Consider the following 11,582-nt stretch of genomic DNA (forward strand, 5'->3'; position numbering starts at 1 on the left):
CGTGGCCCTGCTCCTCGGTGCCCTGCTGGTGGCAGCCGCCATCGTGCTGCTCTCCCTCGCCCTCCGCGAGGCGCCCGACCAGCGCGGGGTGGCCCGGTCGATCGCGCTCATCGAGGCGACCTCGTCGACGCCGACGGCCCTGGTCGCCGAGGCCGACCCGCCGTTCCGCGAGCGTGCGCTGGACCCGCTCCTGGAGCGGGCCCGCGGCCTGGGCCGGCGGCTGGCCGGCCGGGACGCACCCGACCGGATCCGGCGGCGGCTGGACCAGGCCGGCAACCCGGCGGGCTGGACCGTCGACCGGGTGCTGACCTGGACCGTGCTCGGCGCGCTCGCCGGCATCGGCGTCGGCACGGTCGTCGGCCTGCTCCTCGGCTCCCCGGTGCCGGTGCTGCTCGTCCTCGCCGCGGCCGGCGCGGTGACCGGCTTCCACGCGCCCGGGCTCTACCTCTACCAGCGCGGCTACGACCGCTCCGAGCAGGTACGCCGCGCACTGCCGGACGCCCTCGACCTGCTCACCATCAGCGTGGAGGCCGGGCTCGGCTTCGACGCCGCCGTCCAGCAGGTCGCCCAGAACACCGAGGGCCCGCTGGCCGAGGAGCTGGCCCGGGTGCTGCGCGAGATGCAGCTCGGCCAGGGCCGGGCGGCCGCGCTGCGGGCTCTCGCGGACCGGTCCAACGTGCCCGAGCTGCGTGCGTTCGTCGGGGCGATGGTGCAGGCGGACTCCCTCGGCATCCCGATCGCGCAGGTCCTGCGGGTCCAGTCCTCGGAGATCCGGGTCAAGCGCCGCCAGCGGGCCGAGGAGAAGGCACAGCAGGTGCCGGTGAAGATGACCATCCCGCTGATCTTCTGCATCCTGCCGGCGCTGTTCATCGTGGTCCTCGGCCCCGCGGCCCTCACCATCATGGATGCCTTCTGATGGCCCGACGGTCCTGGCAGCGGCTCCGGCTCGGCGCGGCCGCCCGCATCTTCGCCCTCGTCGCGCTGCTCGCCTCGGCGCTGTGGACCAACGACGGCGCCGCCATCGTCGCCCTACTCGCGATCGGCGTGGTCTGGGTCCTCGGTGAGCTCGTCGAGCTCGACCCGCGGCTGCCCGTGTGGCTGACGACCGTCGCCGAGCCGGTGGCGGTCGGGGTGCTCTGCGGCCTGACGCTGCCTTCCTCGACCGCCGTGGTCGGCGCCCTGGCGGTGGCCCCGTTCACCGCCGGGCTGCGGTGCGGCCTGCGCGGGGCGGTGACCGCGTTCTCCTGGCAGCTCGTCGCCGCGGTCGCGGTCGCCTGGCGCCTGGGCGGTGCCCTCGACGGTGCCGAGTGGCGGGCACTGACCACGAGCGCGGTCGCCGCGATCGGGTTCGGCCTGATCGCGACGTTCCTCCACCCGAGCCTGCGGCGCAGCGACCCCGACTCGCTGGCGCCGTACCACGACGCCAGCGACCTGCTCCGCGAGCTCATCGAGGTCTCCGACGGGCTCAGCTCCAGCCTCGACCCCGCGACCCTCGGTGCGGCGATCCTCGACCGGGTCCGTGACGAGCTGCCGACCACCGAGGTGGCGCTCTACGTCCCGAACGGGATGGACCTGACCCCGTTGGTCGCCACGGCGGCCGACCCGACCAGCCAGCTGCCGGACGCCGACCTCCTCGCACTGCGCTGCCGGGTCGCCGAGCGCGCGATCGTCGAGGGGCCTGCCTTCGCACTCCCGCTCTGCCTGCCCCTGGCCGGGGGTGGGCGCACGGTCGCGGTGGTCGCGGGCCGGCTCTCGGAGCGGATGGACACCGACCGGCTCGACCTGCTGCGCCGGGTCCGCGACCTCGCGCCCGAGCTCGAGGCGACCGTGGTGCACCTCGACACCGCCCTGCTCTTCGCCAGCCTGCGCGACCGCGCCACGTCGTACGAGCGCAGCCGGCTGGCCCGCGAGATGCACGACGGCCTCGCCCAGGACATCGCGTCGCTCGGCTACCTCGTCGACGCGATCGCCGCCGCCCCGGCGTCGGCGGAGCAGGCCGAGCGCATCGAGACGCTCCGGACGCGGATCTCGGCCGTCGTGGCGGAGGTACGACGGTCGGTCCTCACCCTGCGCAGCGGCGTCGGCGAGGCCGCCAGCCTCGGTGCGGCACTGGGTGGCGTGGCCCGGCACCTGAGCGAGTCCTCGGGCGTCCCGATCCACGTGACCCTCGACGAGCGCGAGATCCGGCTGCGCCCCGAGGTCGAGGCCGAGCTCTACCGGATCGCCCAGCAGGCGATGACCAACGCCGTCCGCCACGCCGGGGCCACCGCGATCGAGGTGCACTGCCGGGTGCGACCGCCCGCGGCCGAGATCACCGTGCGCGACGACGGCTGTGGGCTCCAGCCTCGCCGCCCGGACTCCCACGGCATGGCGATCATGCGCGAGCGGGCGACCCTCATCGGGGCCACGCTCGAGGTCGGCCGGGCCGCACCCCACGGCACCACCGTCACCGTCCGCCTGATCGCCCCCGCGCCGGACCCGGACGAGCCCCCACCGGGCACCCACCACCGACCAGAAGAGGTCCTGACATGACCAGCGTGCTCCTCGTCGACGACCACGAGCTGATCCGCAACGGGCTCGCCGCCGTGCTCGACCTCGAGCCGGACCTCGACGTGGTGGCCACGGCCGCCACCGTGGCCGAGGCGCTCGCGGCGTTCGCCGAGCTGCGCCCCGACGTGGTCGTCGCGGACCTCCAGCTGCCCGACGGGACCGGCCTCGACGTCGTACGGGCCGTGCGGCGCGCCAGCGACGCGACCGGCGTCGTCGTCCTCACCATGCACTCCGGCGACGACCAGATCTTCGCCGCGATGGAGGCCGGTGCGTCCGGGTTCGTCGGCAAGGACGCCCCGGCCCAGGAGGTCGTGCGCACCGCGCGGCACGCCGCCGTCTCACCGCGCTCGTTCGTCTGCAGCGGTCTCGCCCAGGCCGTCGTCCGCCGCTCCGCCGGCTCCACCCGTCTCTCCGACCGCGAGCACGACGTGCTGCTGCTGCTGGCCGACGGGCTCGGCACCGCCGCGATCGCCGAGCGGCTCTACATGAGCGAGTCGACCGCCAAGTCGCACATCGGGCACATCTACCAGAAGCTCGGCGCCACCAACCGCGCCCAGGCGCTGGTCACCGCCATGCGCATCGGCCTGCTCTCCTCCGTGCGGCCCGCCGACCCCGCCGGCGCCCGCTGACGCCGGACCCAGCGACCCATCGAGGGGCGAGTTCCCCGCTCCCGGCCTCCGCGCGCCCCGAAACACCCCACGTTTGGTCACCAACCGCAGGTTCTCGGCCCGAAAACCTGCGGATTGTGACCAAACGTCGCCCTCTTGGGGCGCCGGGCAGCCCGACGAGCCGGTCCGGCGATTCGCGTGTCCCCCACGCTCCCGAAACACCCCACGTTTGGTCACCAACCGCAGGTCTTCGGCCCAGAAACCTGCGGATTGTGACCAAACGTCGCCATTTCCGCAGCGTCCGGCCGGGGGGCGCCGGGCTGGCTCGGACGGGCTGTCCGAAGCGGCGGTGGACATAGTCATAAATGACTACATGACCTAGTGCGATCTACCGATCCGCGTAGTCCTCCCGCGGGGCCAGGATGACGTCGAGGGGTGAGGGACCCGCCCAGGGGTCGCTCGCGAGAGATGGAGGGAGACCCCGATGATCCAGTACCTGATGATCCTGGTCCAGGCGCACAAGGCGCGGTCGGACGAGCGCGGCGCGTCGGCCGTGGAGTACGGACTGCTCGTGGCGGGCATCGCCGCGCTCGTCGTCCTGGCGGTGTTCACGCTCGGCGGCACCGTGAACGGCATCTTCGAGGACACCAACACGGCGATCACCGGGCCCTGACGCCGGACAAGATCCCCCGTACGACGGTGGCCGCGGACCGGAGGTCCGCGGCCAGGACCGGAGGTCCGCGGCCACCGTCATGCGCCCACCCGGCCGATTCATCCGGCCGGGTCATCCACCCGGCTGCTCCCCCATCCGGTCCCCCAGCTGCTCGGCGATGGCGATCCGACCGAGCGTGGTGGGGTGGCTGCCGAACCACCACTGTGCCCAGGCGGGCGGGGTGGGGTCGGACAGCGAGTGCAGGGCCAGCTGCCGCTGCACCGCGACGAACGCCGCCGGGTCGCGGGTGGCGAGCACCGCGTCCACGTCGGCGCGGGTCTCCAGGCGGCGGCTGATGCCGTTCTGCACCGGGAGGGCGAGCAGCGTCCCGATCGCGATCAGGGCCAGGACGAGGGGCACCGCCGCGGGATCGCGCATCCCGAACCCCCGCCGCTCCCCGAGCGAGCCGACCAGCAGCGCCAGCAGCCCGACGCCCAGGACCGACGCGGCGGCACCGATGAGGGAGCCGGTGAGCACGTCGTCGTGCTTGGCGTGGGCCAGCTCGTGCGCGACGACCGACAGCGCCTGGTCCTCGGGGACGTCGTCGACGAGGTTGTCGTAGAGCACGACCCGCCGGGTGTCGCCGAAGCCGGAGACGTACGCGTTGAGCGTCGTCGTACGACGCGAGGCGTCGGCGACTAGGACGTCGTCGATCGGGACGCCCTCCTGGTCGGCCAGCGCGAACACCCGGGTGCGCAGCTCGCCGTCGGGCAGCGAGGTGAAGTGGTTGAACAGCGGCTCCACGACGACCGGGTAGGCGAAGGAGAGCAGCAGCACGAGCGACCCGAGGAGTCCGCCCGCGACGGCCGGCCAGGCCCGCGGCCAGCGTCGGGCGCAGCCGACCAGGACCACCAGCAGCAACGACGTGACCACGACGGTGACGGCCTGGCTCACGGCCAGGTCGCGGGCGAACCCGGTCCAGGCCTGCTCACTCAACCCGTTGTCGAGCGCATGCCGGCGCAGCAGCACCGCGAACGGCAGCGTGGCGAGCCGGCCCAGCAGCTCGACGGCGAGGACGGCGAGCACCACCCGCACCCACCACCAGCCGGGGAGCCGGGCGACCAGGCGAGGACCCCACCGGCTGAACCCGAGCAGGCACGCCACGACCAGGGAGACCACCAGGGAGCTCCAGCTCCACAGCCGGGCCAGCCGGGCGTAGTCCTCGGCCCGGGCCACCTGGGCAGAGGTGAAGATCGTCGACGGGTCCGCGGGCGGCGGGGTGCCGCCGGGGACCGGGTCCCAGGGGACGAGCAGCACGACAAGCACCGCGACCGCGGCGGCGCCGACCGCCGTGACCGCGAGCGCCACGCGCCGGTCGGGTGCCCTCACCCGGCCAAGTCTTGCAGGAGGCCCCGCCACTGCCGGGTGAAGGCCGCGACGGAGAGCCCCAGGTCGGACCGCAGCGCCGCCGCGAACGGCCGCCCGCGGTCCACGTCCCGGTAGAGGCGCACCAGCGCCGCCTCGCCACCGTCCTGGGCCAGCAGACGCGCGGCCAGCCAGGCGCTCTCGTACGTCGCACCGAGCTCGGTCGTGCGGGAGTCGAAGTCGCTCGCCGACGGGAGCGTGCGGGGCAGACCGTCGCGGCGGACCTCGGCGACCGCCTGGGCCGCCGAGCGGCGCAGCGGCAGCGGGACGTCGCGCAGGGCGACGTAGTCGGCGAAGCCCTCCAGCAGCCACAGCGGGGCGGGGCTGGTGAACGCCCCGGTCGCCACGTGCGTCGCCTCGTGGCTCATCACGACCTGGGCCCCGGTGGGTCGCAGGCCGTCGAAGACGTCGGGGTTGACGAAGACGTGCACCGGAGCCCGTGGTGTCAGCTGGCCGTCTGCCGAGGTGGTGACCGCCGCGATCTGGTCGTACCGGCCGGGCTCGGCGTCCAGCACCCGGTCCAAGGCGTCGACGGAGGCGGGCACCTCCACGACGAGGCCGCGACGCCACTGCGGAAGCACCCGGCGCACGACCGGGACGGCCCGGGCGGCGTGGAGGTCGTAGCGGCGGGCCTCGTCCGCCGAGCCGTCCACGAGCACCAACGTGTCCGCCGTCCGGTGTACCCGGAGCGGGCCGGACAACCACAGCGGGGACACGCGGTCGCCACCGCCGATCCCGGTCACCGCGACGCGGTCATCCACATCCTGCAGACCGACCAGCACCTCGGCGGTGGCCGGGGCGGGGTCGAAGCCCGCGAAGCGCCAGGTCGCGTCGGCAGCGGCGTGCCAGGCACCGTCGTCGTAGGCGCCCTGGGCGTCGACGTAGCGCAGCGAGAAGTCCCGGACCCGGGCCGCCCGTGCGTTCGCCACCACGCCGGCGAGCCGGTCGGCGGCCGCGGGGTCGTCCGGGGGTGCCAGGGCGCGCGCCGCCGCCTCGTCCCCGCTGCGCACCGCAGCCTCGAGGTCGCTCAGCGCCTGCGCCGCGAGCGCGGGCGACGGACCCGCGCCGCGGGACGCGGACGGGGGCGGCGCGACGTAGGGATCGTCGTCGACGACCACGAGCCACGCGACGACACCGGTCGCCACGACCAGCAGCAACGACAGACCGGCCACCCACAGCAGGGGGCGGCCGGTCTTCACACGTCGGAGTATCTCAGCCGGGACGCACGGCGCCGACGTACGGCATCATGTGCAGGCTGGTGACCCGGACCCCCGCGCTGGGGTTCTCGGCGTTCACGATCATGCCGTTGCCGATGTACATCCCCACGTGGCTGATCGGGCTGTAGTAGAAGACCAGGTCACCGGGCTGGAGGTCGCTCTCGGCGATGTGCGGGCCGGAGGAGTACTGCGCGCTCGAGGAGTGCGGCAGCGACACGCCCGCCTGGGCCCAGGCCATCATGGTCAGCCCGGAGCAGTCGAAGGCGCTCGGGCCGGCCGCGCCGTACACGTACGACTTGCCGACCTGGGCCATCGCGTACGCGACGGCGGCGCCGGCCCGTCCCGACGCCGGGACGGGGGCGGTGCGGATCTCCGAGCCGCGGGACAGGATCTCCTGGCGCTGCTTGGCCTGCAGCTCGCCGAGCAGTGCCTTGGCCTCGCTCAGCTTCTTGTCGATCGACGCCTTGTCGCTGGCCAGCTGCTTCTCGATGCCGGCCACCTGGGCGGCTCGCTTGGCGGTCGCGTCGCTGCGGATCTTGAGGGACTGCAGCTCGGTGTTGTAGTCGTCGAAGAGCTGGTCCTGCATGTCGTTGTACGCCGACATGGTCGACAGCTGCGACAGGAACCGCGACGGGTCGTCGGAGACGACCACCCGGCTCATCGCGGCGAGGTCCTGGCCCTCGTACTGGCGGATGATCGAGTCCTGCACCTGACGGCGCACGACCGACAGCCGCTGGTCCTGGCGACCCTGGTCGGCCTGCAGCAGGTCCAGGTCGCGCCGCAGCGACTGCAGCTGGAGCCTGGCGTCGTTGTAGCGCTCGGAGGCCTGCTCGGCCTCGCGGTAGAGGCGGTCGACGCGCGCCTGCACGGTCTGGATGTCGGGCTCGGCGCTCGCCGGGCTCGACGGCATGAAGCCCGCTCCGGCGACCAGTGCGCTTCCGACCAACAGGGTGACGAGTCGCTTTCGGCCCTTCAGCACGAGGTGGCGCTCTCCTTGCACGTCGTACGCCTACCGGGTGAGCTGACGGATTCGGGCACAACGTTTGCCCTACCCCCGCTCTCGCGGGGGATTCACCCCAGTGGTGGTCGCTGGGTGCGGCCACCGGTTGGTTCCCCGGCTCCCCAGCCGGCGGACCGGCTCGGGACTCAGCGCGGTGACCGCGTGCATCCGACTGATCCACGGTCCGGCCACCTGAGTGCCACACGGTAACGGGATGGCAACGGAGGCACCAAACTTTCCCCCGGTGTCGTGACCCGTTTCTCAGCGGGTGACCCGGGATTTTACGTTCGTTGTCACACACGTCACACCTGTCACAGGCGGCCGGCCGCTCAGGCGGACTCCACCTGCGGCCCGTCGACCGGCTGGACCAGCCGCAGCGGCGGCACCAGGCCACCCGCGGCGAGGACGTCGAGCGCGCGGGCGCCGTCGTCGTCGAGGCTCAGCTCGGGCGGGGGCCCGAGCAGCACCGTCACCACGCAGTCGTGGCAGTGCAGACCCCGCACCGAGCAGGTGTCGCAGTCGATTCTCGTCGTCATGCCCGAGACGGTCCCAGGCACCACCGACACTCGGTCCCCGGCGTGTCGCGCCCGGCGCGTCGCACCCCTGCCCGCCTGCGGAGCGGGCTACCGCGAGAGCAGGTCGAGCAGCACCTCCGGGGCGACCACCCGCGCTCCGTCACGGGCCACGTCGCGCGCGACCGCCTGGTCCGCGGTGACCACCACGACGACCCGTCCGGCCGGCTCGGCCGCCACGAGCTCGCGCAGCACGTCGTCGGCGATCACGCCGCGCGGGCTGAACACGACCTTGACCCCGCGGGGGGCGTTCACCGGCGGCCGGTGGTCGGTCTCGGCGGCGTCGAAGACGACCGTCGTCTCGGCGGCGGTGCGCGCCACCAGCGGCGCCAGCGCGGTCACCAGCCGGACCCGCTGCGCGTCCAGCGCGGACGCCGGCCAGGCGCTCTTGCTGACGTTGTAGCCGTCGACCAGCAGGCGTGCGCGGGGCATCGAGAGCAGCTGCTCCAGCACCGCCGGGCTGGTGGCGCGGGCAGCCGGCACCGGCGTCGTGGCGGCCGCCGCCAGCTCCTCCTCGAGCCGGTCACCGGGAGATCCCGACACGGGGGGCAGGGCGAGCTCGCGCCGCAGCCCGGAGGCGGCGTCGATCACCGTCTCCAGCAGCAGCCGGGCCCGCAGGGTCGCCTCCTCGCGCTCGGAGCGGGCGTCGCGCCGGACGCGTCCCGCCTCGACCTCGAGCCGCTCGACCTGCGCCCGTAGCCGCCGGTTGTCCCGCTCGAGCACGGCCGAGCGCTCCTCGGCGGCGGACGCGGCGGCCGCCCGCTCGGCCTCCGCGCGCTCGGCGGCGGCACGCGCCTCCCGCTCGGCGGACCGGGTGTCGCCGAGCTTGCGGCGCAGCGTGGCGTTGTCGGCCTTGAGCTCGTCGAGTCGGGCACGCTGCGCCGCGCGCACCTCCCGCACCGCACGCTCGGCCTCGGCGAGGCGGGCACGGAGGCGCTCGATCTCCCGGTCCGCCCGGTCGTCCGTGGCCGGGGGTGCCTCCGCGAGCCGGCCCACGGCGTCGGCGAACCGCTCCTCCCAGCCCTCGTCGCGCACCAGCCACCGCAGGGCGGCGTCCGTGGCGGGGTCCTCGGGACGCTCCCCGGCGCGGGCCGCCACCTGCGTCCCGACCCGGGCCCGGAACTCGTCGTCAGCGAGTGCGTCCGCGATCGCGGAGCCACCCAGGCGGGCCCGGCGCGCCGGGGCGAAGTCGGCCACCCGGCGGACCGGCGCCGGCAGCCGTGGGACCGCCGGCAGGGCGTCGGCGGTGAGGGCCACCACGCGGGACCGGACCGGCTCGGGGAGGTCGGCGAGGGCGAGCACGTCGGACGGCACGGTCATCGGCGCTCCTCTCGGGTCTGCCCCACCAGCGCGGACGGATGCCACCCAGCCTAGGGGTCGCCCCGCAGCCGGCCCGCGCGTCGCGCCGGGATTGTCGGCGGCCGGATCTAGCGTCGGCGACATGGGCACCACCGGCGGGAGCAGCAGCGTCCAGCGCGCTGTCTCCCGCTGGGAGTCGCAGCGCAGCTTCGACGAGCTCGGGCGACCGCTGCGCGACCTCACCTTCTGCGTGGTCGACCTCGAGACCACCGGGGGCTCGGCCGAGGGCGGCGCGATGATCACCGAGATCGGAGCGGTCAAGGTCCGTGGAGGCGAGGTGCTCGGCGAGTTCCAGACGCTGGTCAACCCCCGCACCGAGATCCCGCCGTTCATCGCGGTGCTCACCGGCATCACCAACGGGATGGTCGCCGACGCCCCGCCGGTCGAGTCCGCGCTGCCCGCGTTCCTGGAGTTCGCCGCCGGCAGCGTCCTGGTGGCGCACAACGCGCCGTTCGACGTCGGCTTCCTGCGCTACTTCGCCGAGCAGCAGGGCCGGCCGTGGCCACGGTTCGAGGTGCTCGACACGGCGCGGCTCGCGCGCCGGGTGGTCACCCGCGACGACGCCCCCAACTGCAAGCTGTCCTCGCTCGCCAAGGCCTTCGGCTCACCCGTCACGCCCAACCACCGGGCGCTCGAGGACGCCCGGGCCACCGTCCACGTGCTGCACGGCATGATGGAGCGGCTCGGCGGCCTCGGCGTGCACACGCTCGAGGAGCTGCAGACGTTCTCCTCCCGCGTCTCCCCCGCACAGCGCCGCAAGCGGCACCTGGCCGAGGGCCTGCCGCACGCACCCGGGGTCTACCTGTTCCGCGACGACCGGCAGCGGGTCCTCTACGTCGGCACCTCCCGCGACCTGCGCACCCGGGTGCGCTCGTACTTCACCGCCTCCGAGACCCGCTCGCGGATGGGTGAGATGGTCGGCATCGCGGCCTGTGTCGACGGGATCGAGTGCGCGACGGCGCTGGAGGCCGAGGTGCGCGAGCTGCGTCTCATCGCCGAGCACAAGCCGCGCTACAACCGCAGGTCCCGGTTCCCGGAGAAGGTGCACTTCCTCAAGCTGACCCGCGAGCCGTGGCCGCGGCTGTCCCTGGTGCGCCGGGTGCTCGACGACGACGCCGACTACCTCGGCCCGTTCGCCTCGAAGAGGACGGCCGAGAAGTGCCTGGCCGCCCTCCACGACACCTTCCCGGTGCGCCAGTGCTCCGACCGGCTCCCCCGCGACCTGGGTGCCGGCTCCGGCAGGTCGCCCTGCGTCCTGGCCGAGATGGGCCGGTGCCTGTCCCCGTGCGACGGGAGCGTCGACGACACGACGTACGCCGCCGTGGTCCGCCAGCTGCGCGACGCCCTGCTGCGGCGGCCCGACGAGGTGGTCGAGGCCATCAACGCCAAGATGACCGCGCTCGCGGCGGACGAGCGGTTCGAGGAGGCCGGGCTGCACCGCGACCGGCTGGCGGCGTTCGTCCGGGCCGCCGCCCGCACCCAGCGGCTCTCGGCGCTCACCCGGTGTCCCGAGGTCGTGGCCGCCCGTCGCGAGGAGGACGGACGCTGGGCGGTCCACGTGGTGCGGTTCGGCCGGCTGGCGGCCGCCGGCGTCATCCCGTCCGGGGCGGACGCGCACGCGTTCGTGGCCACGCTCCGGCTCTCGGCCGAGACCGTGTCCCCGGCCCCCGGACCCACCCCCGCGGCGACCGCCGAGGAGACCGAGAAGGTGCTGCGCTGGCTGGAGTCGCCCGGCATCCGCCTGGTCGACGTCGACGGGGAGTGGACCTGCCCCGTCGCGGGCGCGACCCGGCACCTCGCGGTCCACGACGCCGTGGGCCAGTCCCGGCTCTCGCTGGTCCCGTTCGCCGAGCGCCGCGGGCTCGCGACGGTCCACCAGCCCGCGCGGTAGCGGGTCCGGCGATAGGGTCCCGGTGTGATCACCGCCATCGTCTTCGTCAAGGCCGACGTCGCCCGCATCCCCGAGGTCGCCGAGGCCATCGCCGCGCTCGACGGGGTCAGCGAGGTCTACTCGGTGACGGGACAGATCGACCTGATCGCCCTGGTGCGCGTCCGCAACCACGATGACGTCGCGTCGGTGGTCGCCGACCGGCTCAACAAGGTCCCCGGCGTGACCGCCACCGAGACCCACATCGCGTTCCGGGCCTACTCCCGCCACGACCTCGAGTCCGCCTTCTCCCTCGGCCTCGACTAGGACGA

Annotated in this window: 11 protein-coding genes and 1 riboswitch; of the genes, 6 read left to right on the forward strand and 5 right to left on the reverse strand. The window is 74.3% G+C overall.

What is annotated here, in order from left to right; all coding sequences use genetic code 11:
- The first annotated feature begins 1 nt into the window (after position 1).
- The 4 genes from ACILRH_RS15640 (at position 2) to ACILRH_RS15655 (ending at position 3,831) form a co-directional block, all read left to right on the forward strand.
- Positions 2 to 916, forward strand: a complete 915-nt coding sequence (locus tag ACILRH_RS15640; RefSeq protein WP_395694788.1) for a type II secretion system F family protein — start codon at positions 2 to 4, stop codon at positions 914 to 916.
- Positions 916 to 2,532 carry a sensor histidine kinase gene (locus tag ACILRH_RS15645; protein WP_395694790.1) on the forward strand — a complete coding sequence of 539 codons (1,617 nt, stop codon included), beginning with the start codon at positions 916 to 918 and terminating at the stop codon, positions 2,530 to 2,532. Before ACILRH_RS15640 ends, ACILRH_RS15645 begins: the two co-directional genes overlap by 1 nt.
- A complete protein-coding gene (locus ACILRH_RS15650) occupies positions 2,529 to 3,179 on the forward strand; it encodes a response regulator (protein ID WP_395694792.1) in 651 nt (216 codons plus the stop codon). The genes ACILRH_RS15645 and ACILRH_RS15650 overlap by 4 nt, the downstream gene beginning before the upstream one ends.
- A gap of 463 nt (positions 3,180 to 3,642) precedes the next feature.
- On the forward strand, positions 3,643 to 3,831 hold the full coding sequence (locus tag ACILRH_RS15655; protein WP_395694794.1) for a Flp family type IVb pilin: 189 nt from the start codon (positions 3,643 to 3,645) through the stop codon (positions 3,829 to 3,831).
- A gap of 111 nt (positions 3,832 to 3,942) precedes the next feature.
- On the opposite strand, the gene ACILRH_RS15660 is transcribed toward ACILRH_RS15655, so the two are convergent.
- The 5 genes from ACILRH_RS15660 to ACILRH_RS15680 form a co-directional block, all read right to left on the reverse strand.
- The gene (locus tag ACILRH_RS15660; protein WP_395694795.1) at positions 3,943 to 5,199 is read right to left on the reverse strand and encodes a M48 family metalloprotease; all 1,257 of its coding nucleotides are present in this window, start codon (positions 5,197 to 5,199) and stop codon (positions 3,943 to 3,945) included.
- A complete protein-coding gene (locus ACILRH_RS15665; RefSeq protein ID WP_395694796.1) occupies positions 5,196 to 6,434 on the reverse strand; it encodes a hypothetical protein in 1,239 nt (412 codons plus the stop codon). The genes ACILRH_RS15660 and ACILRH_RS15665 overlap by 4 nt, the downstream gene beginning before the upstream one ends.
- 13 nt (positions 6,435 to 6,447) lie before the next feature.
- A complete protein-coding gene (locus tag ACILRH_RS15670; protein ID WP_395694798.1) occupies positions 6,448 to 7,452 on the reverse strand; it encodes an NlpC/P60 family protein in 1,005 nt (334 codons plus the stop codon).
- A riboswitch (cyclic di-AMP (ydaO/yuaA leader) is annotated at positions 7,444 to 7,614 on the reverse strand. Its footprint overlaps the gene before it by 9 nt.
- 167 nt (positions 7,615 to 7,781) lie before the next feature.
- Complete coding sequence (locus tag ACILRH_RS15675; RefSeq protein WP_395694800.1) at positions 7,782 to 7,988, reverse strand: hypothetical protein; 207 nt, start codon at positions 7,986 to 7,988, stop codon at positions 7,782 to 7,784.
- Between the two features lie 87 nt (positions 7,989 to 8,075).
- Positions 8,076 to 9,344: an NYN domain-containing protein gene (locus ACILRH_RS15680; protein ID WP_395694802.1), complete on the reverse strand. Its 1,269-nt coding sequence runs from the start codon at positions 9,342 to 9,344 to the stop codon at positions 8,076 to 8,078.
- A 121-nt stretch (positions 9,345 to 9,465) separates the two neighbouring features.
- Between ACILRH_RS15680 and ACILRH_RS15685 the strand changes: the two genes are divergently transcribed.
- Positions 9,466 to 11,274, forward strand: a complete 1,809-nt coding sequence (locus ACILRH_RS15685) for a DEDD exonuclease domain-containing protein (RefSeq protein WP_395694803.1) — start codon at positions 9,466 to 9,468, stop codon at positions 11,272 to 11,274.
- 24 nt (positions 11,275 to 11,298) lie between these two features.
- Positions 11,299 to 11,577: an Lrp/AsnC family transcriptional regulator gene (locus ACILRH_RS15690; RefSeq protein WP_395694805.1), complete on the forward strand. Its 279-nt coding sequence runs from the start codon at positions 11,299 to 11,301 to the stop codon at positions 11,575 to 11,577.
- Positions 11,578 to 11,582: the final 5 nt, after the last annotated feature.

The sequence above is a fragment of the Nocardioides sp. genome (genome assembly GCF_044226765.1).
Lineage (GTDB): Bacteria > Actinomycetota > Actinomycetes > Propionibacteriales > Nocardioidaceae > Nocardioides.

Coding starts and splice junctions, on each gene's coding strand:
- ACILRH_RS15645 (WP_395694790.1), top strand. CDS start 916: ATGGCCCGACGGTCCTGGCAGCGGCTCCGGCTCGGCGCGGCCGCCCGC.
- ACILRH_RS15650 (WP_395694792.1), top strand. CDS start 2,529: ATGACCAGCGTGCTCCTCGTCGACGACCACGAGCTGATCCGCAACGGG.
- ACILRH_RS15655 (WP_395694794.1), top strand. CDS start 3,643: ATGATCCAGTACCTGATGATCCTGGTCCAGGCGCACAAGGCGCGGTCG.
- ACILRH_RS15675 (WP_395694800.1), bottom strand. CDS start 7,988: ATGACGACGAGAATCGACTGCGACACCTGCTCGGTGCGGGGTCTGCAC.
- ACILRH_RS15680 (WP_395694802.1), bottom strand. CDS start 9,344: ATGACCGTGCCGTCCGACGTGCTCGCCCTCGCCGACCTCCCCGAGCCG.
- ACILRH_RS15685 (WP_395694803.1), top strand. CDS start 9,466: ATGGGCACCACCGGCGGGAGCAGCAGCGTCCAGCGCGCTGTCTCCCGC.